The sequence below is a fragment of the Rhizobium sp. R711 genome, assembly GCF_002211365.1.
Lineage (GTDB): Bacteria > Pseudomonadota > Alphaproteobacteria > Rhizobiales > Rhizobiaceae > Rhizobium.
This window is the reverse complement of record NZ_LOKZ01000008.1, coordinates 49,632-73,376: the sequence shown is the minus strand read 5'-3', so window position 1 is coordinate 73,376 and position 23,745 is coordinate 49,632. Positions and strand designations below refer to the sequence as shown.

General features: G+C 61.1%; 25 protein-coding genes and 1 other RNA gene. 16 read left to right on the top strand and 10 right to left on the bottom strand.

Translation table 11 applies throughout. From position 1 onward, the window contains the following. Positions 1 to 21 precede the first annotated feature (21 nt). The 5 genes from ATY80_RS11635 to ATY80_RS11615 form a co-directional block, all read right to left on the bottom strand. On the bottom strand, positions 22 to 390 hold the full coding sequence (locus tag ATY80_RS11635; protein ID WP_088692582.1) for a VOC family protein: 369 nt from the start codon (positions 388 to 390) through the stop codon (positions 22 to 24). Positions 391 to 493: 103 nt separating this feature from the next. Then, complete coding sequence (locus tag ATY80_RS11630) at positions 494 to 718, bottom strand: hypothetical protein (RefSeq protein ID WP_245306819.1); 225 nt, start codon at positions 716 to 718, stop codon at positions 494 to 496. A gap of 72 nt (positions 719 to 790) precedes the next feature. After that, entirely contained in the window at positions 791 to 1,474 is a 684-nt protein-coding gene (locus ATY80_RS11625) for a YafY family protein (RefSeq protein WP_088692580.1), read from the bottom strand. Between the two features lie 25 nt (positions 1,475 to 1,499). Continuing rightward, the gene (nudC, locus tag ATY80_RS11620) at positions 1,500 to 2,462 is read right to left on the bottom strand and encodes an NAD(+) diphosphatase (protein ID WP_088692579.1); all 963 of its coding nucleotides are present in this window, start codon (positions 2,460 to 2,462) and stop codon (positions 1,500 to 1,502) included. Continuing rightward, a complete protein-coding gene (locus ATY80_RS11615) occupies positions 2,459 to 2,869 on the bottom strand; it encodes an HIT family protein (RefSeq protein WP_189637133.1) in 411 nt (136 codons plus the stop codon). The genes nudC and ATY80_RS11615 overlap by 4 nt, the downstream gene beginning before the upstream one ends. 88 nt (positions 2,870 to 2,957) lie before the next feature. On the opposite strand from ATY80_RS11615, the gene ffs reads away from it, so the two are divergent. The 4 genes from ffs to ATY80_RS11595 all read left to right on the top strand — a co-directional run bounded on the left by ffs (position 2,958) and on the right by ATY80_RS11595 (position 6,001). Then, positions 2,958 to 3,054: signal recognition particle sRNA small type (gene ffs, locus ATY80_RS11610), an RNA gene on the top strand. A gap of 46 nt (positions 3,055 to 3,100) precedes the next feature. After that, positions 3,101 to 4,969: a DNA polymerase III subunit gamma/tau gene (locus tag ATY80_RS11605; RefSeq protein ID WP_088692577.1), complete on the top strand. Its 1,869-nt coding sequence runs from the start codon at positions 3,101 to 3,103 to the stop codon at positions 4,967 to 4,969. 22 nt (positions 4,970 to 4,991) lie between these two features. Then, positions 4,992 to 5,315 carry a YbaB/EbfC family nucleoid-associated protein gene (locus tag ATY80_RS11600; protein WP_088692576.1) on the top strand — a complete coding sequence of 108 codons (324 nt, stop codon included), beginning with the start codon at positions 4,992 to 4,994 and terminating at the stop codon, positions 5,313 to 5,315. A gap of 74 nt (positions 5,316 to 5,389) precedes the next feature. Next, positions 5,390 to 6,001, top strand: a complete 612-nt coding sequence (locus tag ATY80_RS11595) for a LysE family translocator (protein WP_088692575.1) — start codon at positions 5,390 to 5,392, stop codon at positions 5,999 to 6,001. Between the two features lies 1 nt (position 6,002). On the opposite strand, the gene ATY80_RS11590 is transcribed toward ATY80_RS11595, so the two are convergent. Both ATY80_RS11590 and ATY80_RS11585 read right to left on the bottom strand, forming a co-directional pair. After that, positions 6,003 to 6,530 (bottom strand): DUF992 domain-containing protein, encoded by a 528-nt coding sequence (locus ATY80_RS11590; protein ID WP_088692574.1) that lies wholly within the window; start codon positions 6,528 to 6,530, stop codon positions 6,003 to 6,005. A gap of 84 nt (positions 6,531 to 6,614) precedes the next feature. Beyond that, a complete protein-coding gene (locus ATY80_RS11585; RefSeq protein WP_088692573.1) occupies positions 6,615 to 7,097 on the bottom strand; it encodes an Lrp/AsnC family transcriptional regulator in 483 nt (160 codons plus the stop codon). A 109-nt stretch (positions 7,098 to 7,206) separates the two neighbouring features. Here ATY80_RS11585 and ATY80_RS11580 point away from each other — a divergent pair, with 109 nt between their 5' ends. Further along, positions 7,207 to 7,743: an alpha/beta fold hydrolase gene (locus ATY80_RS11580; protein WP_088692572.1), complete on the top strand. Its 537-nt coding sequence runs from the start codon at positions 7,207 to 7,209 to the stop codon at positions 7,741 to 7,743. Here the strand turns inward: ATY80_RS11580 and ATY80_RS11575 are convergent. After that, the gene (locus ATY80_RS11575) at positions 7,740 to 8,363 is read right to left on the bottom strand and encodes an MOSC domain-containing protein (RefSeq protein WP_088692571.1); all 624 of its coding nucleotides are present in this window, start codon (positions 8,361 to 8,363) and stop codon (positions 7,740 to 7,742) included. The two genes, ATY80_RS11580 and ATY80_RS11575, sit on opposite strands and share 4 nt — an antisense overlap. Positions 8,364 to 8,420: 57 nt before the next feature. Between ATY80_RS11575 and recR the strand changes: the two genes are divergently transcribed. Both recR and ATY80_RS11565 read left to right on the top strand, forming a co-directional pair. Next, a complete protein-coding gene (gene recR / locus ATY80_RS11570) occupies positions 8,421 to 9,026 on the top strand; it encodes a recombination mediator RecR (RefSeq protein WP_088692570.1) in 606 nt (201 codons plus the stop codon). Positions 9,027 to 9,034: 8 nt separating this feature from the next. Then, complete coding sequence (locus ATY80_RS11565; protein WP_088692569.1) at positions 9,035 to 10,288, top strand: lytic murein transglycosylase; 1,254 nt, start codon at positions 9,035 to 9,037, stop codon at positions 10,286 to 10,288. Here the strand turns inward: ATY80_RS11565 and ATY80_RS11560 are convergent. Next, positions 10,252 to 10,746, bottom strand: a complete 495-nt coding sequence (locus ATY80_RS11560; protein WP_088692568.1) for a GNAT family N-acetyltransferase — start codon at positions 10,744 to 10,746, stop codon at positions 10,252 to 10,254. The two genes, ATY80_RS11565 and ATY80_RS11560, sit on opposite strands and share 37 nt — an antisense overlap. A gap of 8 nt (positions 10,747 to 10,754) precedes the next feature. Further along, entirely contained in the window at positions 10,755 to 12,386 is a 1,632-nt protein-coding gene (locus ATY80_RS11555; protein WP_088692567.1) for an MFS transporter, read from the bottom strand. Positions 12,387 to 12,612: 226 nt separating this feature from the next. Here ATY80_RS11555 and rimP point away from each other — a divergent pair, with 226 nt between their 5' ends. The 9 genes from rimP (at position 12,613) to pnp (ending at position 23,712) form a co-directional block, all read left to right on the top strand. Next, positions 12,613 to 13,218 carry a ribosome maturation factor RimP gene (gene rimP, locus ATY80_RS11550; RefSeq protein ID WP_088692566.1) on the top strand — a complete coding sequence of 202 codons (606 nt, stop codon included), beginning with the start codon at positions 12,613 to 12,615 and terminating at the stop codon, positions 13,216 to 13,218. A gap of 60 nt (positions 13,219 to 13,278) precedes the next feature. Beyond that, positions 13,279 to 14,883, top strand: coding sequence for a transcription termination factor NusA (gene nusA, locus ATY80_RS11545; protein ID WP_088692565.1), 1,605 nt, complete (start codon positions 13,279 to 13,281; stop codon positions 14,881 to 14,883). Next, positions 14,883 to 15,572, top strand: a complete 690-nt coding sequence (locus ATY80_RS11540) for an RNA-binding protein (protein WP_088692564.1) — start codon at positions 14,883 to 14,885, stop codon at positions 15,570 to 15,572. The genes nusA and ATY80_RS11540 overlap by 1 nt, the downstream gene beginning before the upstream one ends. A 102-nt stretch (positions 15,573 to 15,674) precedes the next feature. Continuing rightward, a complete protein-coding gene (gene infB, locus ATY80_RS11535; RefSeq protein WP_088692563.1) occupies positions 15,675 to 18,404 on the top strand; it encodes a translation initiation factor IF-2 in 2,730 nt (909 codons plus the stop codon). A 75-nt stretch (positions 18,405 to 18,479) separates the two neighbouring features. Then, positions 18,480 to 18,890: a 30S ribosome-binding factor RbfA gene (rbfA, locus tag ATY80_RS11530; RefSeq protein ID WP_088692562.1), complete on the top strand. Its 411-nt coding sequence runs from the start codon at positions 18,480 to 18,482 to the stop codon at positions 18,888 to 18,890. Positions 18,891 to 18,902: 12 nt separating this feature from the next. After that, positions 18,903 to 19,835, top strand: coding sequence for a tRNA pseudouridine(55) synthase TruB (gene truB, locus ATY80_RS11525; RefSeq protein ID WP_088692561.1), 933 nt, complete (start codon positions 18,903 to 18,905; stop codon positions 19,833 to 19,835). A 130-nt stretch (positions 19,836 to 19,965) separates the two neighbouring features. Next, on the top strand, positions 19,966 to 20,817 hold the full coding sequence (locus ATY80_RS11520) for an alpha/beta hydrolase (protein WP_088692560.1): 852 nt from the start codon (positions 19,966 to 19,968) through the stop codon (positions 20,815 to 20,817). Between the two features lie 157 nt (positions 20,818 to 20,974). Next, positions 20,975 to 21,244, top strand: coding sequence for a 30S ribosomal protein S15 (gene rpsO, locus ATY80_RS11515; RefSeq protein ID WP_016552226.1), 270 nt, complete (start codon positions 20,975 to 20,977; stop codon positions 21,242 to 21,244). 317 nt (positions 21,245 to 21,561) lie between these two features. Next, a complete protein-coding gene (gene pnp / locus ATY80_RS11510; protein ID WP_088692559.1) occupies positions 21,562 to 23,712 on the top strand; it encodes a polyribonucleotide nucleotidyltransferase in 2,151 nt (716 codons plus the stop codon). Positions 23,713 to 23,745 lie beyond the last annotated feature (33 nt).

The window sequence follows — 23,745 nt, the reverse complement described above, 5'->3', positions numbered from 1 at the left end:
GGGCGCCCTTTCTGTTTTAGCTTACTTGTCCGGCTCACACACACGCAGGCGATGGCCGTCCGGGTCGAGCACGACGAAGGTCGGACCGAAATCCATGTCTGTGAGGTCTTGCGCGATTGGTAGCTGGCGTTTGCGCCAGTCCTCGTAAAGCGTCGACACGCCGTTCTCCCCGGGAACCATGAAGGCGATCTCGGCGCGGCTGCCGGTGGCGGACGGCTGCGGCGTAACGTTGCTCAGCCGCCAGAGGCCGAGCGTGAAACCGCCGTCGAGCGCGAAAGCGACAAAGTTCGGCGCTTCGGCCACCGGCTCGCGGCCGAGCAGTGACCGGTAGAAGCCGGCGCTCGCGGCCGGATCCTTGACGTAGAGAATGATGAGGTTTGGGCTGTTCATCGGGTCGTCCTCGTTGTGACAGGGTGGCAGGCGAAGAAACGCCGCTGCACCCATGGCAGCGGCGGCGGTCGGTAACGCGTCTTGGGAGTTGCGTAGTCGCGGTCTATCCTTCGTGGCAGGCCCGGCCCCAATCCACGAAGCCGAGATCGCGTTTCATCGTCTCCGATAGCGCCTCCGGATCGAGGCGCGGATACTTGCTCCGTGCCATCTGGCGCGACGCCTTCAGCATCATCCGAAGCAGCATGGATTGCGGATATCCTGCATGGTCAGAGGTGTCCTCGATCGGAGGATTGCCACGCGTCGATCTGGTAAGGTTCAAGCTCGTCATCATCGGTCCTCCTGTTGGATTGGTACCGATAATAGCGCTGACCACTGTCAGTTTATGGCAGTAGTGTCGCGCTCAGTGCGCAACATCCTGTTGGTCTCGCCATTCCTTGAGAAGGACCGCGCGTCTGCGCGGATAACGCCCGTCCTGCGGAATCATCTCGACGATTCGGTCGGTGCGAAAGTGACGGTAATCCTGACGCAATTCGCACCAGGCGACAACAACACGCACTTGTTCGAAATAACTCAGCGCGAAAGGCCAGATATTGCGTACGGAGACGGTACCGCTCTCATCGGAATAGGTCAGCTTGAGAATCCGTTCGCTGCGGATTGCCTTGCGAATGGCACCGAGGTCCGCCTTGTCGGCGACGGGCGGCTTTAGGTGGACGAGCAGCGTCGATGTCTCGATTTCGGCGCGCATCTCTTGCGGTAGCACATCCGCGATCTTGGCCAGCGCATCGGCCCCGGCAGCGGCAAGTCGCGAATCCGCGGCACGCGCGACCCATCGCGAGCCGAGGACGAGCGCCTCGATTTCGTCCTGCGAGAACATCATTGGGGGCAGCATGAAGCCCGGCTTCAGTACATAGCCGAGGCCCGGCTCTCCTTCGATCAAGGCGCCTTGCGCCTGCAGGCTCGAAATGTCCCGGTAAAGTGTGCGGATGCTGACGCCGGTTTCCGTTGCGAGCACGGCACCGCTGACCGGCCGGCGATAGCGTCGCAGGGTTTGCAGCAGCGCCAAAAGGCGTTCGGAGCGCGCCATGTCATGGGCCTCGTTCTGTCAGGCCTTATTGCCTTTTCCACTCCACCCAGTCGCGCATCAGCCGGTGGGCGATCGCGCCCTTGGGCGGCGGTGCCTTGCCCGTTGCGCTGGGGCGCTCGAGCATCTCAAGCGTTTCCTCGCGCGTGAACCAGCGGCAGTCTTCCAATTCCTGGCTGTCGAACTTGACCTCCTTGGACTTGGCTTCGGCATAACAGCCGATCATCAGTGTATGCGGCATCGGCCAGGGCTGCGAGGCGTGGTAGCGAATCCGTCCCGTATGAATTCCGGATTCTTCCAGTGTCTCGCGCCGCACGGCGTTCTCGATCGTCTCGCCCGGCTCCACGAAACCGGCGAGACAGGAATACATGCCCGGCGCAAAGTGCGGGCTTCGGCCGAGGAGGCAGAGATCGCGCTCCTCATCAATGGTCAGCATGATGACGACGGGATCGGTGCGCGGGAAGATTTCGTGTCCGCAGGCGGAGCAGACGCGCTTGTAGCCGCCGATATGGATCTCCATGGTCGAGCCGCAGCGGCCGCAGAACTTATTGTCCCGGTTCCAGCGGATGAGGCTTGCTCCTTGGGCGAACTCACCGAGCAGGACCTCGTCGATCAGCATTTCGCGGAACAGTGAACGGCCATCCGAGGGCTTGTAATGGCTGGCGAGTTCTTCTTCCGGAACACCCACCGGCACGGCGAGACGCGGTTCCCCGGTTTTGCGGTAGCCGAGCAGCACTGTTTCGTCCCAGTTCGGCTGTAGGTCTTTCAGTTCGTAGCGCGCAAACAACGGATCGAGCACTTGCCCATCATGCTTGAGGACCAGCCTGTCGCCAGCGAAGGCGAAGATATGGGTTCCTTCCTTCGCCAATGCCTTGTCGACCGAGGTCTCGTCGCGATGTTCGGAATCGCGGATCAGGTCATTGGCGGCGAAGGCAGTCAGACTGCTGGGTTCCGGATGCGGAACATCCGAATCGAAAAGCGAACGGCTCATGATGAAAGGGCTTCCCGCAACTTCTCTATAAGGTCATCTCTCTTGTCGGCCGCATAAGGCTCAGCCTTGCCAAAACCCCAAACCGGATTTGGCCAATTGGCATCGCCTTCGAAGCGGGCAATGACATGAACATGAAGCTGACGGACGATATTGCCAAGGGCCCCAATATTGATTTTTGTGGCGCCGGTGATCTTCTTCAGTGTGGAGGCGACCATCTCCGTCTCGAATGTCAGCATCACCTGATCGAGGGGTGTGAGTTCGAAGACTTCGCTTATATCCATCCTGCGTGGCACGAGAATCAGCCACGGCCAGCGGGCGTCCTTCGACAGCCTGAGATCGCAGAGTCCGGTCTGCATGACTCTGTCGCTATCGCTTTCCAACCGACGGTCGAGCTTGAATTCGTCCAACAGGCATTCCTCCATGTTTTCCTGAGGCTAGCAGTTTTTTTTGTGCTTGGCTTGCTTTTGATGGCGATATTGCCGATATGTGCATCCGGGAGGTTGGTGGTGGACGAGCCACTCGCCAACCGGGTCAGGTCCGGAAGGAAGCAGCCCTAACGAGCCCGGCACGGGTCATCGTGCCAGCCTCCCACCTTTCTCTCCATTCTTGCTCGGGCAGTCCGGGTGATAAGCAGGGCGATGAGCGACACCGAGCGACAGTCAAAAGATGCCGCCTCGACGGGCACCGGATACCGGGTGCTGGCACGCAAATACCGCCCCAAGGATTTCACGGATCTGATGGTCGGCCAGGAGCCGATGGTCCAGACCCTGACCAACGCCTTCGAGACCGGCCGTATTGCGCAGGCCTACATGCTGACCGGCGTTCGCGGGGTCGGCAAGACGACGACGGCCCGCATCCTCGCTCGTGCGCTGAACTACAAGACGGCCGATATCGACAAGCCGACGATCGACCTGCGGGTTCCTGGCGAGCATTGCCAGGCGATCATGGAAGGCCGGCATGTCGACGTCATCGAGATGGATGCCGCCTCTCACACCGGTATCGACGATATCAGAGAGATCATCGAGCAGGTGCGCTACCGTCCGGTTTCGGCGCGCTACAAGGTCTACATCATCGACGAAGTGCATATGCTCTCGACGCAGGCCTTCAACGGCCTGCTGAAGACGCTCGAAGAGCCGCCGGAGCATGTGAAGTTCATCTTCGCTACCACCGAAATCCGCAAGGTCCCGATCACGGTCCTGTCGCGCTGCCAGCGCTTCGACCTGCGCCGCATCAGCGCCTCTGATCTCGTTGGCCTCTTCTCTACGATCGCGTCAAAGGAAGGCATCGAGGCCGAGCCCGATGCGCTGGCGATGATCGCCCGTGCGGCCGAAGGCTCGGCGCGTGATGGTCTTTCGCTGCTTGATCAGGCGATCGCCCATGGTAGCGGTGCCGTTTTGACCGAAGCCGTGCGCGGCATGCTTGGCCTCGCCGACCGTGCCCGCATCGTTGATCTCTTTCATCACATCGTCAAAGGCGATGTCGCTGCGGCGCTCGGCGAATTCGAAAGCCAGTACGAAGCCGGCGCCAATCCTGTTGCAGTGCTGACCGATCTTGCTGATTTCACGCATCTCGTCACGCGGCTTAAATATGTGCCTGATGCCGCGAACGACCCATCGCTCAGCGAAATCGAACGCACGAAGGCTGCTGAATTCGCGCAAGGCGTGGCGGTGACGACGCTGTCGCGCATCTGGCAGATGCTGTTGAAGGGCATTCCGGAAGCCGAGGGTTCCTCGCGCCCGGCCGGTGCCGCCGAGATGGTGCTGATCCGACTGGCGCATGCCGCGCATCTGCCGGCGCCCGAAGATGCCGCCCGCCGTCTCGCAGAGTTTTCTGAGACGAACGGTGGCGGCCGTCCAACAGCCTCGTCAGGCAACGGCGGTGGCGGCGCAACGGTGAACTATCAGGGGAATCTGGCGGCACGATCGACGGAGTCGATCCCCCGTCCACAGCCCGCCGGCCCGACCGCGATGCTGCGCGCGGTGCCTAATCCCGATCCGCGGAGCATGCCGGTCGGTCGCGTTGAGACGAAGCCAATTGAAGCGCCAAAGCCATCGGTGCCAGTCAATTCCATTGCTGATATCGCCAATCTGGCCGGCGAAAAGCGCGATGCCAAGATCAAGGCACTGGTGCGCAACTTCGTGCGCCCCGTTCGCATCGAACCCGGTCGCCTCGACGTCAATCTGACGGAAGGCGCCCCCGCTACGCTGCTCAACGAACTGGCGGTCAAGCTCAAGGAGTGGACTGGCATCCATTGGATTGTCAGCCTCAGTCGCGAGCAGGGCCAGCCGACCATCGTCGAGGCCGAAGCCAACGCCAAGGCGCAACAGGTCAGCGACGCGCGTCAGGATCCGGATGTGGCGGCGATCCTCGCACAGTTTCCAGGCGCCAAGATCATCGATGTTCGCGTGCGGGCGCCAGAGCCCGATGAGGAAGAGGAGGCCAAGGCGCCCGCCACTGCCGAATCCGACGAGGGCGACATCCTGCCGGGCGACGACATAATTTTCTAAAGTATCGAGAAGGAGCGAGACGATGCGCGACATCATGGGCATGATGGGCAAAGTCAAGGAAATGCAGGCCAAGATGGAGAAGATGCAGGCGGAGATCGCCGAACTCCATGCGGAGGGCAAATCGGGTGGCGGTCTCGTTACCGTCATTCTCAACGGCAAGGGCGAGATGCAGAGCCTGAAGATCGACTCGTCACTGTTCAAGGAAGACGACGTCGAGATTCTCGAAGACCTGATCGTTGCCGCTCACAAGGATGCCAAGGACAAGGCTGAAGCCGCCGCCGCTGAAAAGACCAAGGCGCTGACCGCCGGCCTGCCGATTCCTCCCGGTTTCAAGATGCCGTTCTGATCTCCGGCAGAGATCAAGAGAGAGGTGTCGGCTGCGTCGGCATCGCTTCCGTCACGCAGTAGGGAGGATTGCCGATGACCTTGACCAGTCTATTTGTCTTTGCCTGCGCATTGTTCGTGGCGGCCGGTTCCCCGGGGCCAAGCGTCGCCGCACTCGTCGCCCGCGTGATTTCCAAGGGTGCGCGTGACGTTCTGCCGTTCCTGGCGGCCATGTGGCTCGGCGAAGCAATCTGGCTGACTTGCGCCGTCGCAGGCCTCGCGGCGATTGCCGAAACCTTCCACTACGCCTTCGTTGCCATCAAGTGGCTTGGCGTTTGCTATCTGTTCTACCTCGCCTGGAAGATGTGGTTTGCGTCGCCTGATAGTGAAGGCGAGGCGCTGCCGGATGCGCAGTCGCCGCTGAAGCTCTTTCTGGCTGGTATGACGGTAACGCTCGGCAACCCGAAGATCATGATGTTCTATATGGCGCTACTGCCGTCGATCATCGACATCCACGCCGTGACCGTCGTCGGTTGGGCCGAACTCGTTGCGATGATGTTTCTGGTGCTGATCGTGATCGATATCAGCTGGGCGCTGGCAGCCGCCAAGGCAAGAAGCTTCCTGAAGAGCCGCCGCGCGGTGCGCATGGCCAATCGTGCCAGCGCCGGTACGATGGCCGGCGCTGCTGTCGCAATCGCGATGCGCTAGGCTACCTCTGCGAGATATGCCGCTTGGGGGCTCGTGGCGGAGGTGCCGGTGGCACCCAGGTCAGGATCATATTCGCAACGCCCGCTGCGATATTGAGACCGGACGTGCCCTCAGCCGAGACCGGTTGTAGAGCAATCGAGCCCTCGAATCCCCCGATCAGGACATTGGCCCCAACACCGAGCCCGACCGTCGCATTGGCTGCGAGGCCGGAGTAGCTGCCCTGCAGGGCACCGTCGAGCCGGTTGGTCGGTGCGTAGACGAGCCAAATCAATCCGCCGCCGGCGAGAGTCCCGATATCAATGCCAAACTTGGTGATCGTGCCGGTATAGTGTTCGCTCGGTCGATCAGGGGAGGACGGTGTGAATATGCAGTTGAGCGTCCGCTTGGAGCCGATGATGACACCGAATCCCGGAGAAATATCACAGCCCAGCGAGCCAACTTTGACGCGGGCTGCCGCCGGCGTTGCTGATAGGAAGGCAGTGGCTGTTGCGGCAATGACTGCCGCCGCGATAAGTCTTGCGATGGACATGCGAGCCTCCTTCGATTTGCACCCCGTGCGTGAAAATCTAGGAGTGTTGTCCTCGTCAGCAAGTGGTAGTGGTCGAAATCCGTCTCAGGGGTAGTTGCGGGGCAGTTTCATCAGTTCGCGACCGATCGCCTTCATAGGCTGGCTGCGCAACACGAGGGATGTTGTTACCGCACCATAGCGCGCTATGCTGTCGACGATGATTTCAAGCTCGGACGGTGAGGGAACCAGGACTTTCAACACGAAGCAGTCCTCTCCGGTCAGCCTCAGAACCTCGATAATCTGCGGCATTTCAGAAAATTGCTTGAGGCAGGCACGAATATGTTCGTGGGTGGTGCGCAGCCGGATTATGGCCATCATGCCCAGCCCGAGTGCCGCCATGTTGATGCGGGCACCGTAACCCTCGATGATGCCTCGCTCTTCCAGGCGTTTCAGCCGCTCGGAGGCGGCCGGTTGTGACAGGCCGACCTTTCGGCCGAGTTCGGAAACGGAGATGCGTCCGTCCGCCTGCATGATCTCGACAATCAGCATGTCGGTGGGGTCAAGTTGCCGGTTCACGAAGCCAGTCATTATTGTTCGCCTTCAATTCATCGGCTGGAGGATATTTTGTCCGATGATTTCCTATGTCCGTTGCCGACTATCTCATGCAGCTTACGCGTCGAGCAACAGGAAGGAATCGATGCGAGATATCATTACCTTGCCCGGCATCGGCGGGTCTGGCGAAGCACACTGGCAATCCCGATGGGAGGCGAGCGATTCTCGCTTACGGCGCTTTTCGCCCTCGAATTGGGATCAGCCAGACCTTGAGGATTGGATTGCAGCGCTGGACCGTGCCGTCGCACAGTCAAAGGCCGAACCGGTTCTCGTCGCTCATAGCCTCTCCTGTCTGCTCGTTGCCCATTGGGTTCGGCGGAGCAAGCATCGCGCCCGTGGCGCTCTGCTGGTCGCTCCCCCGGATCCGTCTTCGCCGGCTTTTCCGTCAGAGGCTGCCGGCTTTGCCAGTCCACCGGCAAGTGCGCTCCCGTTCGCATCCCTTGTCATAGCTAGCAGCGACGACCCTTTCGGCTCGCTCAACCATGCGCGCACCACGGCCAATGGATGGGGCAGCGAATTCATGGACATCGGTGCCCGCGGTCACATCAACGGGACGAGCGGGCTTGGCGAGTGGCCGCAGGGAAGGGCCGCTCTGGCAGCCCTTGAGGCGCGCTTGCGCTAGACCTCTGCCTGCGCTTCCAGGATGTTGCGGAGCTTGTAATGGATCGGAGCCGAGAGATAGCGGTTGCGGTCTTGCGTCGCGAGCGTCTTGCCGAATGTCGCGATCATCTCGGGCATCGTGACCTTTTCGCCGCCGTAGGGGAGATGGTCGACTGGCATTCCGGCCGCGATCGCTCCATTTTTCAGAACGCGGCAATAGACGCCCGGTCGCGCCGCTTTGGTGTAGCGCTTGGCGAAGTGCGGGTCGCCCATCCGGGCGGCAAAGGTCGCGCAAGGGATACGAGCGCTGGTGACCTCGAGAACAAGATCGCCGGCTATGAATCGATCACCGACTGAGACGATGCGGTTATCGAGACCGCCGATCACCATGTTCTCTCCGAACGTGCCCGGCTCGACGATTCGTCCCAGTTCCTTCGACCACCACTCGAGCGTCAGCGACCCCTCGAGATAGATGGCCTGGTCGACGCCGCCATGGTGCTTCCGGTTGCAGATTGCATCGCCGACGAGCCCCTCGGCATCGACAAGCACATTGCCGCCGATCGGATGCTTGTAGATGCCCGTCTTGTAGCTCTTGCCGGGCAGGCGCTCGGCACTGCCGATGCAGACGGCGAGGATTTTCATTCGCTCCGCACTCCCAACATGTTTCCGTTTTGGCACCATATGGGCTAATAACCGCTCATGGCAAAGCGAGTCACTGGTCCCGAAATCGAAAAACTGATCCAGCTGCTGGCGAAGGTGCCGGGCCTCGGCCCGCGCTCCGCGCGCCGCGCTGCGCTGCATCTCATCAAGAAAAAGGACCAGCTGCTCGGCCCTTTGTCGAATGCGATGGGCGAGGCCTATGACAAGGTCAAGATCTGCTCGCGTTGCGGCAACGTCGATACGGTGGATCCCTGCACTGTCTGCACGGACGACCGCCGCGACCAGTCTGTCATCATCGTTGTCGAAGATGTTTCCGACCTCTGGGCGCTGGAGCGTGCCGGCGCGCTGAACGCCGCCTATCATGTCCTCGGTGGTACCTTGTCTCCCTTGGATGGGGTTGGACCCGACGACCTCAACATTCGCGGCCTGATCGAGCGCGTCACTGCCGGCGGCATTCGTGAGCTGATCATCGCGGTCAATGCGACTGTCGAGGGGCAAACGACAGCACACTATATAACCGACCAGCTGACCGGGCTGGACGTCAAGATTACGCGCCTTGCCCACGGTGTCCCGGTCGGCGGCGAACTCGACTATCTCGACGAAGGAACGCTGCAGGCGGCGCTCAGGGCACGCACGGCAATCTAGGGGGAAGCATGAGCAAGCGCATTTTCGGCCGCCTTTTGATCGCGACGGCAGCGCTGCTGACGCTGTCATGCGGGCCGGCGCTTTCAGCGTCCAAGCCCGATGTCGAGGCGCAGTTCGAGAAATGGGTGCAGACCGACCTCTGGCCCGAAGCGCAGAAGAACGGCATTTCGGAGCGGGCGTTTCGCGCATCCTTTGCGGGCGTCGAACTCAATTGGGACCTGACTGATCTCGCGCCTCCCGGCTTCCCGCCGCCGAAGCAGCAGAAGCAGACTCAGGCCGAATTTTCATCCCCAGGTCCCTATTTCAATGAGGACCGGTTGGCGCGGCTGGCCGCCACCGGCCGAGGCTTTGCCTCGCAATATGCCTCGGCGCTGAGAAAGATCGAAAGGACCTACGGCGTTCCCGGTTCGATCGTGCTGGCCGTCTGGGGGCGCGAAACGGGGTTCGGTGCCGCCAAGATTCCGAACTCGGCAATCGAAGTGCTGGCGACCAAGGCTTTCATGTCGACGCGCAAGGAAATGTTCCGCACCGAACTTCTTGCTGCCCTGCACATCATCGATCGCGGCGACGCAACGCCGGCTGAATTCAAGGGGTCGTCTGCCGGTGCGCTCGGTCAGCCGCAGTTCATGCCCACCAGCTACCTCAAGTATGCCGTCGATTTCGATGGTGACGGCCATCCCAATATCTGGACGTCTGTACCCGACACACTTGCCTCGATTGCCAACTTCCTGGCCCAGAAGGGCTGGCAGCGCCGTCGTAGCTGGGGCTATGAAGTCACGATTCCCGATCAGGTTTCCTGTGCTCAGGAGGGGCCGGATCTCGCCAAGCCCGTATCGCATTGGGCCTCGCTTGGCATCACGCGCATATCGGGCAAAGCCTTCCCCTCCGACGAAGGCAAGGCATCCGGCATGATGCTCGTCCCGGCGGGCCGCGACGGACCGGAATTCGTGGTCACGCCGAACTTCTACGTGATCAAGGAATACAACAACTCCGATCTTTATGCGCTCTATATCGGCAATCTCGCGGATCGGATCGCCTATGGTTCGGGCGCCTTCCAGGGGCCGTGGGGCGATGTCGGCAAGATGCTGCGTTCCGACGTGGCGGCCATGCAGAAGGCCTTGGAGAAAAAGGGATATGATGTCGGCGGCTCCGACGGGCTGCCGGGCTACAAGACGCGCCGGTCCATTGGCCAGTGGCAGGAAAAGAACGGCATAAAGCCGACCTGTTATCCCGAGGCGTCGATGATCGGCAGGTTGAAGTAAGTCTGGACGGCGCGCTTCAGGCCTTGGTGGCTCGCGACGAACCCCAGCTTCTCGTAGAAGCGGATCGACTCCGTCCGCGATTTGTCGGAGGTCAATTGTACCAGGCCGCAACCGCGCTCGGCGCAGCGCGCCACCGCCCATTCGATGAAATCGGAGCCAAGGCCCGACCCTCGGGCGTCCCTAGCGATGCGCACGCTTTCGATCTGTCCGCGCCACATGCCAGTCCGCGACAGACCGGGAATGAAGGTCAGCTGCAGGCAGCCGACGACGCGATCGCGCTCATTGACGGCGACGGCCAGCAACTGGTTGGGATCGGCCTCGATCGCCGCGAATGCTGCGACATACCTGGCATCCGGCGGATCCGAGACGATCTCGCGCGTCGCTCCTAGATCGTCGTCGGCAAGCAGGTCGATGATATCAGGCAGATCGGAAGAACGGGCAGGGCGAAAGGAACGCATGACTTGCCTCAATGGTGCAGGTCGATCGGCGCCTTGTAGAAGACGTCGTCATTGGGAGGAATAGCCTGACGCTCGATCAGCCGGTGCACCTGCGGTAGGTCCTTGCCGCGGTGGAGATCGCGCAACCGTTCGATGTTTTCCGCATCGGCCTGGGTGCGGCGTTGATTGTGTCTGATGTATTCGACCCAGGTCGGCGTGTGGTAGGTCTCGGTCCATCGGCCTGGCTTTTCGAGGTCGCGCATCAGCGCCCAATTGCGGGCGCCATCGCGAAGGCGAATACGCCGCCGCTCGCCCATCAGTGCCAGAAACTCGCGAACATCCGCATCAGCGATTTCGTAGTCGATCTGGACGACGATCGGGCCGCTGCGTGGCGTAATATCGAGACCGAGCGCCGGTTCGGTGAAGCGGTTCAGCGGGTCGAGGTTGAGTGAGGCAAAGGCCGGCATGGCGAAGCGCAGCCCGACGACGATGCCGAAGAGCATGACAACGGCGGAGATCAGCAGGGCGTTGGAGACACCGTAACGGTCGGCGGCCACGCCCCAGATCCAGCTGCCGCCCGCAATGCCGCCAAAGGTCACCGTCTGATAGAGCGACAGCGCGCGACCGACGACCCAGCGCGGCGTCGACAGCTGCACGATCGTATTAAACAGCGAAAGCGCCAATACCCAGCAAGCGCCCGATATCACCAATCCAGCACAGGTCAGCGCGGCAATCGGGCTGAAGGCGGCGATCGCGGCGCTCAGTGCAAAACCGGCGAAGGAGATACGCACGATCGTTTCGCTCGAAAAGCGTTCGCGCAGCCAATCATTCAGCATCGCGCCGCCGATCGCGCCAATACCAAAGGAGCCGAGCATGAGGCCATAGGTCAACGGGCCGCCGACAACGAGGTTGATCGCCACGATCGGCAGCAAAGCGAGTATCGAGCTGGCACTGATCCCGAAGATGAGACCGCGCAGCAGCACTTTCTGCAGGTTGGGCGACATCGACACATAACGAAGGCCAGCAAACACCGCGCTGCCGAGCGTCTCCCGCGGCAGGGTGGAGGTCGGCAAGCTCGGTTTCCAGCGCATCAGGGCATAGATCAGTGCGAAATAGCTCAGTGTGTTAACGGCAAACGCCGCCGCGGCGCCGGCGGCAGCGACGATGACACCACCGATCGCCGGGCCGACGCTGCGGGTGATGTTGAAGCCGACGCTGTTGAGCGTGACGGCGCCCGGCAGATCCGCACGCGGGACCATATCGCCGACTGAGGCCTGCCAGGACGGATTGTTTAGCGCTGTGCCGCATCCGATCAGAAACGTGAAGAAGAGGAGCAGCCACGGCGAAAGCCAGCCGAAATAGGCCGAGATGCTAAGTAGCGCCGAAACGGCAAGCATGAAGTATTGCGCCGTCAGCATCACCCGGCGCCGGTCGAAGCTGTCGGCAAGGGCGCCAGACACGAGCGAAAAAAGCATGATCGGCAACGCCGTCGATGTCTGCACCAGCGCGACCATATTCTCCGATGCCGTGATGGTCGTCATCATCCAGGCGGCGCCGACCGCCTGGATCAATCCGCCGAAATTCGAGGCGAGGCTTGCAAACCAGATCGTCCGGTAGGTTTCGTGCCGCAACGGCGCCAGTGTCGACGAAGTGTAAGGCACGATCCCTCCCGATGCCGGTCCCTCGAAACCAATATATGGCGCAAGATGCCTCTGGCTAGCGCCGGGGCGCATCCGGAACGTTGGCGACGGAGCTTGCAATTTCGGAAAAACCGGCCTATATGGCTCTCAAATCTTGATCGTTTTGATGAAGAGTGGGCCGCAAGGACCCGCTCTTTTTTATTACCGCGATCACCCAAAATGCATGAAATTGCTAGGAGCGCATCGCTTGTCGGATCCGACGAAAGCAGACAATGAACTTGAGCCGCGGCTGATCACCGAAACCGGTCTCGACCAGCGTCTTGCCGACATTATCGAGCCTGTATTGGTGGATCTCGGGTTTCGCCTGACCCGCGTGCGGATGCTCAATCAGAACGGCGCAACCCTCCAGATCATGGCCGAGCGCAACGACGGAACGATGACTGTGGAGGACTGCGAGGCGGTCTCGATGGCCATTTCTCCGGTTCTGGATGTGGAAGATCCGATCGATCGGGAGTATCATCTCGAGGTGTCTTCGCCGGGTATCGATCGTCCGTTGGTGCGGAAATCGGATTTCACCCGCTGGCAGGGACACCTTTTGAAGTGCGAGACGTCGATCATGATCGGCAGCCGCAAGCGCTTCCGCGGCAAGATCGTGGAGAGCGATGCGGACGGTTTCACGCTCGAGCGTGACCAGGTTGCCTATGGCGAAGAGCAGAAGGTTGTCATCCCTTTCACTGCGCTCAGCGATGCGAAGCTCATTCTGACCGACGATCTGATCCGTGATGCGCTGCGCGCCGACAAGCTGGCGAAGGCAGAGGCCGCGAACCAGAACGAAGCGGAAGACGAAGAATAACCGATCAACTTGTGGCTCCAGGGACGGGAACCCGGGACGTCTAGACGGAGAGAAAAGACAATGGCAGTCAGTGCGAACCGGCTCGAACTTCTGCAGATCGCAGATGCAGTGGCGCGCGAAAAGGTCATCGACCGCGAGATCGTGCTTGCCGCAATGGCGGACGCGATCCAGAAGGCAGCGCGCTCCCGCTACGGCACCGAGTCCAACATCCGCGCCGACATCAACCCGAAGACCGGGGAAATCCGTCTTCAGCGTCTGCTCGAAGTTGTCGACAAGGCTGAAGACTATTCGACCCAGATTCCGCTTGAGCTGGCCCGCGACCGCAACCCGGACGCAGCGCTTGGCGATTTCATTGCCGATCCGCTGCCGCCGATGGATTTCGGCCGTATCGCTGCCCAATCCGCCAAGCAGGTCATCGTCCAGAAGGTTCGCGAAGCCGAGCGTGACCGCCAGTTCGACGAGTTCAAGGACCGCGTCGGCGAAATCGTCAACGGCACCGTCAAGCGCGTCGAATACGGCAACGTCATCGTCGACCTCGGCCGTGGCGAAGGCATCATCCGTCGCGACGAAATGATCCCGCGCGAAAACGTCCGCTATGGCGATCGCGTCCGCGCATACGTATATGATGTTCGTCGTGAACAGCGCGGCCCGCAGATCTTCCTGTCGCGCACGCATCCGCAGTTCATGGTCAAGCTCTTCACCATGGAAGTGCCGGAAATCTACGACGGCATCATCCAGGTGAAGTCGGTTGCCCGCGATCCGGGTTCGCGCGCCAAGATCGCCGTGATCTCGAACGACAGCTCGATCGATCCGGTCGGCGCTTGCGTCGGTATGCGCGGTTCTCGCGTTCAGGCCGTCGTCGGCGAGCTTCAGGGCGAAAAGATCGACATCATTCCGTGGTCGCAGGACCCGGCGACCTTCGTCGTCAACGCCCTGCAGCCGGCTGAAGTCGCCAAGGTTGTTCTCGACGAGGATGCAGAGCGCATTGAAGTCGTGGTTCCCGACGAGCAGCTGTCGCTGGCCATCGGCCGCCGCGGCCAGAACGTCCGCCTGGCATCGCAGCTGACCGGCTGGGATATCGACATCATGACGGAAGCCGAAGAGTCGGAACGCCGTCAGAAAGAATTCAACGAGCGCACCAACCTGTTCATGGATTCGCTCGACGTTGACGAAATGGTCGGTCAGGTTCTGGCCTCGGAAGGTTTTGCGGCAGTCGAAGAGCTTGCCTATGTCGACCTTGACGAAATTGCCTCAATCGACGGTTTTGACGAAGACACGGCACAGGAAATCCAGACGCGTGCCCGCGAATATCTGGAGCGCCTGGAAGCCGAAATGGACGAAAAGCGAAAGGCGCTCGGCGTTTCCGACGAACTGCGCCAGATCGACGGCATGACCGCACAGATGATGGTCGCGCTCGGCGAAGACAGCATCAAGACGCTCGAGGACTTCGCCGGCTGCGCCGCTGACGATCTCGTTGGCTGGAGCGAGCGCAAGAACGGCGAGACCAAGAAATTCGAAGGCCTGTTCTCGAAGTTCGACGTTTCGCGCGTCGAGGCTGAGCAGATGGTCGTCCAGGCTCGCCTCGCGGCTGGCTGGATCACCGAAGAAGACCTCGCCAAGGACGCGGAAGCTGAAGAAGCTCCCGAGGCCGAGCAGGAAGTATAATGTCCGCGCGTGAGCCGACCGTTTCTCCTGAGGACGACGATCTTGCAGGATATGACGTGAATGGTCGCATGTGCATCGTGACGCGCGAAAGCGGATCGCCGGATGAGCTGATCCGCTTCGTTGCCGCTCCGGATGGGACTGTCATCGCCGACCTGAAGCGACAGCTTCCGGGACGCGGCTGCTGGGTCAAGGTCGATCGCTCGTTGGTCGACAAGGCGGTGGCGAAGAAGCTCTTCGCCCGCGCGTTGAAAGCGGATGTGAAGGCGGCGGCCGATCTTGGCCAAGCCGTAGAGACGCTGCTTGGACAGCAGTTGATGCAGATGATGAACATGGCTCGCAAGGCGGGCCAGTTCGTTACGGGTTCCGCGAAAGTGGATGCCGCAGTCAGGAGTGGAGCCGCGATCGCAGTGTTCCACGCAACGAATGCCGCCGAGGATGGCGTGAGAAAGATAGACCAGGCTCGCAAGGCTTGGCATCTCGGAATGGAAACCGAGGAAGAAATACCTTCCTTCCGTCTCTTCTCGGAGGACGAAATGGAAGGGGTGATGGGCCAGAACGCTTTTATCCATGCTGCAGTGCTTGCAGGGCAGGCGGGTGAGGGTGTAGTGAAGCGCGCAAAGATGCTCGAACAGTACCGTAGTGGCGGTCAGTCCCGGGCACCGGGCGGCGCTGGCCGGCAAAAACAATGATACGGTCACCGGCATCGGCCGGCTGCTACATCATTGATCGACAGTATTTGAACGACAGGGTCTGATGACGTCATCGCTCCCTGTCCGAAGGAACGGGAACGAATGACCGATAGCAATGACGACAAGACACTGAACGGACCGGGCAAGAAGACTTTGACCCTGAAGCCGTCGGGAATGAGCCAGGGCACCGTGCGCCAGGATATGGGCCGCGGCCGCACCAAGGCGGTCGTTGTCGAGACCCGCAAGCGGCGTCCGATGCGTCCGGAGGACGAGCGCCCGATCACCCCCGTAGGCTCCAGCGCTCCGGTTCGTGCCGAAGCAGCTCCGAGCGTGCACCAGCCGCGCGCGCCGCAGGCGCCACAGCCGCGCATTCAGCCGACGGGCGGCCAGCAGTCGCGTCCGCAGCAGCCTTCTTCTCAGCCTCCGCGTCAGCAGGATCGCCCCCGTCCGGTGGTCCTGAACCATCTGTCGCCTGAGGAAATGGATGCGCGCCGCCGCGCGCTCGCCATGGCACAGGTTCGCGATGCCGAGGATGCGGTTCGCCGCGCCGAGGAAGAAAAGCGCCGCGCCGCGGAAGAAGCCGTACGCCAAGCCGCTGAGGTTGAGGAAGCCAAGCGCCGCGCTGCGGAAGAAGCTGCTGCTCGGGCCGCTGAAGCCGCCGCCGCTCCGACTGCCCCAGCAGCACCTGCTGTTGTCGAGCAACGCACTGAGGCGCCGCGCGTTCAGCCGGCTGCGCCCGTCGCGCGCCGTCCGGATGCTGCGCCATCTCCGGCCGTGGCACGCCCGGCACCTGGCGCAGTTGCGCCAGCTGGACGCGGTCGTCGCGACTCTGACGACGACGATCGCTCTGCGCCGCGTGGCGGCGCGCCGGTTCGTGGTCGTGTCGTTCGTCCCGAGCCCGCAAAGCCGGTGACGACTCGCCCCAAGGGTGAGGAGGATCGTCGCCGCGGAAAGCTGACGATCACGACCGCAAGCGAGGATGAAGACAGTGCACGCGGCCGTTCGCTCTCGGCAATGCGCCGTCGTCAGGAGAAGTTCCGCCGCAGCCAGATGCAGGAAACCCGCGAGAAGATTTCGCGAGAAGTCGTTCTGCCGGAGACCATTACCATCCAGGAACTGTCGCAGCGCATGTCCGAACGCGCGGTCGATGTCATCAAGTACCTGATGAAGGAAGGCCAAATGATGAAGCCGGGCGACGTCATCGACGCCGACCTTGCTGAACTCATTGCTGGCGAATTCGGCCACACAGTCAAGCGCGTTTCTGAATCCGACGTCGAACTTGGCATCTTCAACGTTGCCGACGATGAGGGCGATCGCGTTTCGCGTCCGCCTGTTGTGACCATCATGGGCCACGTCGACCACGGCAAGACCTCGCTGCTCGACGCCATCCGTCATGCCAATGTGGTTGCTGGCGAAGCCGGTGGTATCACGCAGCATATCGGCGCCTATCAGGTCGAGCAGAACGGTCAGAAGATCACCTTCATCGACACCCCCGGCCACGCCGCCTTTACGGCAATGCGTGCCCGCGGTGCGCAGGCGACCGACATCGCGATCCTGGTCGTTGCAGCTGATGACAGCGTCATGCCGCAGACGATTGAATCGATCAACCACGCCAAGGCGGCTGGTGTTCCGATCATCGTGGCGATCAACAAGGTCGACAAGCCGACCGCCGATCCGCAGAAGGTGCGCACGCAGCTCCTGCAGCACGAAGTCTTCGTGGAATCGATGGGCGGTGAAGTTCTTGACGTCGAAGTTTCGGCCAAGACCGGAAAGAACCTCGACAAGCTGCTGGAAGCCATTCTGCTGCAGGCCGAAATCCTGGACCTCAAGGCCAATCCGAACCGCACGGCGGAAGGTACGGTCATCGAAGCCCAGCTCGACCGCGGCCGCGGTTCGGTTGCCACGGTTCTCGTCCAGAACGGTACGCTGAAGCCCGGCCAGATCATCGTCGCTGGTGATGTCTGGGGTCGTGTCCGCGCCCTCGTCAACGACAAGGGCGAACACATGAAGGAAGCCCCGCCGGCCATGCCGGTCGAGGTGCTTGGCCTTTCCGGCACGCCGCAGGCAGGTGACAGGTTCGCCGTCGTTGAAAACGAAGGCCGCGCCCGCGAGATCTCGGAATATCGCCAGCGTCTCGCTCGCGACAAGGCTGCCGCCCGCCATTCGGGCCAGCGCGGCTCGCTGGAACAGATGATGACGCAGCTGCAGTCGGCAGGCGTCAAGGAGTTCCCGCTGGTCATCAAGGGTGACGTGCAGGGTTCGATCGAAGCGATCGCCGGTGCGCTCGAAAAGCTCGGTACGGACGAAGTTCGTGCCCGCATCGTTCACTCGGCTGTCGGCGGTGTAACGGAATCGGATATCTCGCTTGCCGAGGCATCGGGTGCTGCGATCATCGGCTTCAACGTTCGTGCGAATGCACAGGCCCGTACGCTGGCAGAACGCCAGGGCATCGAAATCCGTTACTACAACATCATCTACGATCTGGTGGATGACGTGAAGGCGGCGATGTCGGGTCTGCTCTCGCCGGAGCGCCGCGAAACCTTCCTCGGCAATGCCGAGATCCTCGAGGTGTTCAACATCACCAAGGTCGGCAAGGTCGCGGGTTGCCGTGTTACCGAAGGCAAGGTCGAGCGTGGAGTTGGTGTCCGCCTCGTCCGCGACCACGTCGTCATCCACGAAGGCAAGCTCAAGACGCTCAAGCGCTTCAAGGACGAAGTCTCGGAAGTGCATTCCGGCCAGGAATGCGGTATGGCTTTCGAGAATTACGAAGACATCCGCGCCGGCGACACGATCGAATGCTTCCGCGTCGAGCACATCACCCGTACGCTCTGATCGTGTGATATTGGAAATTTGGACGGGCGCCGGATCAACTGAGGCCGGCGCCCGAACCTTTTGAGGCAAAGAAAAATGGCAACAAGACCAACAACCTCCGCACCTTCGCAGCGTATGCTGCGCGTCGGCGAGCAGGTTCGCGCCGCTATCACGCAGGTTCTGCAGCGTGGCGAAGTGCGCGATGACGTGATCGAGAAGACCGTCATTTCCATCTCCGAAGTCCGCATGTCGCCTGATCTGAAGATCGCGACGGCCTACGTGACGCCGCTCGGTGTAACGGATCATGATGCAGTGATCGCTGCGCTGAACCGCAATGCGAAATACATCCGTGGCCGCCTTAGCCCGCAGCTTCGGCAAATGAAATACATGCCGGATATCCGCTTCCGCGACGATACGAGCTTCGACAATTACAAGAAGATCGACGAGTTGCTGCGCTCACCGGAGGTGAGCCGCGATCTCGACCACGGCGATACCGAAGAAGAATAGTAGAAGAGACTGATGTCCAAACCACGTAAACCGAAGGGCCGCCCGATCTCGGGCTGGCTGATCCTCGACAAGCCGGTCGATTTCGGCTCCACCGAAGCTGTTTCCAAGATCAAGTGGCTGTTCAAGGCGCAGAAATGCGGTCACGCCGGCACGCTCGACCCGCTGGCCTCGGGCATGCTGCCGATCGCGCTTGGTGATGCGACGAAGACCGTTCCCTACGTGATGGACGGCCGCAAGATCTACGAATTCACCGTAACCTGGGGTGAGGAGCGCGCAACCGACGATCTCGAGGGCGATGTAACGCAGAGCTCCGACAAGCGCCCGAGCGAACAGCAGATCCGCGACCTCCTGCCAAAATACACTGGCGTCATCAGCCAGGTGCCGCCGCAGTTTTCGGCAATCAAGATCGCGGGCGAGCGGGCCTACGATCTGGCGCGCGATGGCGAGGCGGTGGAAATCCCCTCCCGTGAGGTCGAGATCTTCCGCCTGACGCTGTTGTCATGCCAGGACGCCAATACGGCGCATTTCGAAGTCGAATGCGGCAAGGGCACCTATGTACGCGCGTTGGCGCGCGATTTCGGCCGCGAACTCGGCTGCTACGGCCACATCTCGGGCCTGCGCCGCAGCTTCGTTGCACCGTTTGCCGAAGAAACGATGGTACCACTTGCCGACCTCGTCGCGCTCGAGGCGATCGAAGACGCCGACGAACGGCTTGCTGCCCTCGATGCCCTGCTGATCGACACCAGCGAAGCGCTCTCCTCGCTGCCGCATCTCGTCGTCAATGACGACCAGGCACATCGTCTGAAGATGGGCAACCCGATCCTCGTGCGCGGTCGCGACGCACCGGTTGCCGAAAGCGAAGCCTATGCTACGTCTCGCGGCAAACTGGTTGCGATCGGCGAGATCGGCCAAGGTGAGTTCCGCCCGAAACGCGTCTTTGGCTGAGCTTCTATAAACTTCTGGTTTTGGCTCGCTCGAGCGCCGGCAAAACCATAGATGGCAGTTGTCAGCCTTTGGCATTAAGATATGTTTCCCTGATCCGGGCCGTGGAGCCCTTTGGATCAGGGAGACAGTCATGGGCAGACTTGCAGCCGGCATCCTGATGTTCTTCTCGGCGGTTTTGATGGCCGCGAGCGCTTGCTCGGCAGAGCGCTGGGCAACGTTGCCAGCCTTTCCGCCAATGCCGACAGCAAAGACGAGCGGCATGGCACCCGTCAACGACATCAAGATGTATTACGCCGAGTATGGTGAGGGCGATCCGATCCTGTTCATCCATGGTGGGCTCGGTAGCGCGGACGTCTGGGGCTATCAGGTGGCTGAGTTCGCGAAGGATCATCGGGTAATCGTGGCTGACAGCCGCGGACACGGCCGCTCGACGCGCAGTGAGCAGCCGTTCGGCTATGACCTGATGACGTCGGATTATGTCGCTTTGCTGGACTATCTGAAGCTCGACAAGGTGACCCTGGTCGGCTGGTCTGATGGCGGCATCATCGGCATCGACATGGCGATGAAGAACCCTGAGAAGCTGACGCGCGTGATCGCGCAGGCGGCGAACGTCACGACCGACGGCCTAAAGGCCGACGTTATGACCAACGAGACCTTCAGCAATTACATCAATGCCGCCGGCGAGACTTACAAAAAACTCTCGCCGACACCAAACGAATATGATGCCTTCGTTACCGAGATCTCGGCGATGTGGGCGAGCCAGCCGGCCTGGACTGCCGACGACCTTGGCAAGATCAAGGTACCCGTCACCTTGACGATCGGCGACCACGACGAGGCAATCAAGCTCGACCATACCGAGATGATGGCCAAACAAATTCCGGGATCGAAGCTGGTGATCCTCAAGGACGCGAGCCACTTCGCCATGCTGCAGGACCCAGAGGGCTACAATGCCATGATCCGGGATGCGATGGCCGGAAAGTGACGAATCGGCGATCTGTGGCATACCTCTTTCCATTGCAGCGCATTTGGTTTATACGCAGCGCCAGCAATCGGGCTCGGCCCGAATGCATTCGCGGCCGAAGCTGGACGACATCCCGGCTTTTGGCGACCTAATCTCCTCTCATAGAAAGGAACATCCGATGTCGATTACTGCTGAGCGCAAGACGGCTCTCATCAAGGAATACGCAACGTTCGAAGGCGACACCGGTTCTCCGGAAGTTCAGGTTGCCATCCTGACCGAGCGTATCAACAACCTGACCGGCCACTTCAAGGACCACAAGAAGGATAACCATTCCCGCCGTGGTCTGCTGACGATGGTTTCCAGCCGCCGCTCGCTTCTTGACTACCTCAAGAAGAAGGACGAAGGCCGCTACACCAAGCTGATCGGCAGCCTGGGTATCCGCCGCTAATGATTTTTCGGCGGGCGCTCCCCCTTGGGACGCCCGCCGGATTTTTTCGGGGAACCTTTCCCCACCCGCCGCCCATGGCGGATTGCCCGGCAGACCCGGATGGGCCGGTTCTGCCAAACCAACCGTTGACCTGTCATGGGGCAGGATTGCCGGATGCTTTCGGCCAGAGCTCGAGGAGCTTTGGCCCGGTCTCTTCCGGGGCCGTCGATGTAAAGCCTCCCGTTGTCTTGCCCATGATGCGTCACACCGATTGCGGTTGACCGTGCGCCGTGCCTTGGAAGGCGGGGCGCATGTTCCCGCATTGAAGGACAAGACATATGTTCGATACTCATAGTGTGGAAATCGAGTGGGCAGGCCGCCCGCTGAAGCTCGAAACTGGCAAGATCGCCCGCCAGGCCGATGGCGCCGTTCTCGCGACTTACGGCGAAACAGTGGTTCTCGCCACCGTCGTTTCCGCCAAGGCGCCGAAGCCGGGCCAGGACTTCTTCCCGCTGACCGTCAACTACCAGGAAAAGACCTACGCAGCCGGCAAGATTCCCGGTGGCTACTTCAAGCGTGAAGGCCGTCCGAGCGAAAACGAAACCCTCGTTTCCCGCCTGATTGACCGCCCGATCCGCCCGCTCTTCCCGGAAGGCTACAAGAACGACACCCAGGTCGTCGTCACCGTCATCCAGCATGACCTCGAAAACAACCCCGACATCCTTTCGATGGTTGCGACCTCGGCGGCACTCACCCTTTCGGGTGTTCCCTTCATGGGCCCGGTCGGTGGCGCCCGCGTCGGCTACATCAACGGTGAATACGTTCTCAACCCGCATCTCGACGAGATGGACGAGTCGGTTCTCGACCTCGTTGTAGCAGGTACGCACGACGCCGTTCTGATGGTTGAATCCGAAGCCAAGGAACTGAATGAAGAAGTCATGCTCGGCGCCGTCATGTTCGGCCACCGCGGCTTCCAGCCGGTTCTCGACGCGATCATCAAGCTCGCCGAAGTGGCTGCCAAGGAACCGCGCGACTTCCAGCCGGAAGACTATTCGGAACTCGAAGGCGAAATGCTGAAGCATTTCGAAGCCGAGCTGCGCACCGCCTACAAGAACACGCAGAAGGCCGAGCGCTACGCTGCCGTCGACGCCGTCAAGGCGAAGGTCAAGGCGCACTTCCTTCCGGAAGAAGGCGAAGCCAAGTACACGGCCGAAGAAGTCGGCGCGATCTTCAAGCACCTGCAGGCAAAGATCGTTCGCTGGAACATTCTCGACACCAAGAGCCGTATCGACGGTCGTGACCTCGAAACCGTTCGTCCGATCGTCTCGGAAGTCGGCCTCCTGCCGCGCACCCACGGTTCGGCGCTCTTCACCCGCGGTGAAACGCAGGCGATCGTCGTTGCCACGCTCGGCACCGGCGAAGACGAACAGTACGTTGACAGCCTCACGGGCATGTACAAGGAGCGCTTCCTGCTCCATTACAACTTCCCGCCCTACTCCGTTGGTGAAACCGGCCGCATGGGCTCCCCAGGCCGCCGCGAAATCGGTCACGGCAAGCTCGCATGGCGCGCTATCCACCCGATGCTGCCGTCGGCTGAGCAGTTCCCCTATACGCTGCGCGTTGTCTCCGAAATCACCGAGTCGAACGGCTCGTCCTCGATGGCAACCGTCTGCGGTACCTCGCTCGCTCTCATGGACGCCGGCGTTCCGCTTGCGAAGCCGGTTGCCGGTATCGCCATGGGTCTGATCCTCGAAGGCGATCGCTTCGCCGTTCTCTCCGACATCCTCGGCGACGAAGACCACCTCGGCGACATGGACTTCAAGGTCGCCGGTACCGCTGACGGCATCACTTCGCTGCAGATGGACATCAAGATCGCCGGTATCACCGAAGAGATCATGAAGGTCGCGCTCAGCCAGGCAAAGGGCGGTCGTGCCCACATCCTCGGCGAAATGGCCAAGGCCATCACCGAGAGCCGTGGCCAGCTTGGCGAATTCGCACCGCGCATCGAAGTCATGAACATCCCGGTCGACAAGATCCGCGAAGTTATCGGCTCCGGCGGAAAGGTCATCCGCGAAATCGTCGAAAAGACCGGCGCCAAGATCAACATCGAAGACGACGGCACGGTTAAGATCGCTTCCTCGTCCGGCAAGGAAATCGAAGCGGCCCGCAAGTGGATCCACTCGATCGTTGCTGAGCCGGAAGTTGGTCAGATCTACGAAGGTACGGTCGTCAAGACCGCCGACTTCGGCGCATTCGTCAACTTCTTCGGCGCCCGGGACGGCCTCGTCCACATCTCGCAGCTCGCTTCCGAGCGTGTTGCCAAGACGCAGGACGTCGTCAAGGAAGGCCAGAAGGTCTGGGTCAAGCTCCTCGGCTTCGACGAGCGCGGCAAGGTCCGCCTGTCGATGAAGGTTGTCGACCAGGCAACCGGCCAGGAACTCCCGGCTGCCGAAAAGTCCGAAAAGAAGAAGGAAGATGCGGCTGAGTAAGCCGCGCCTTTCAACTCGTTCGAGGGCGTGGGA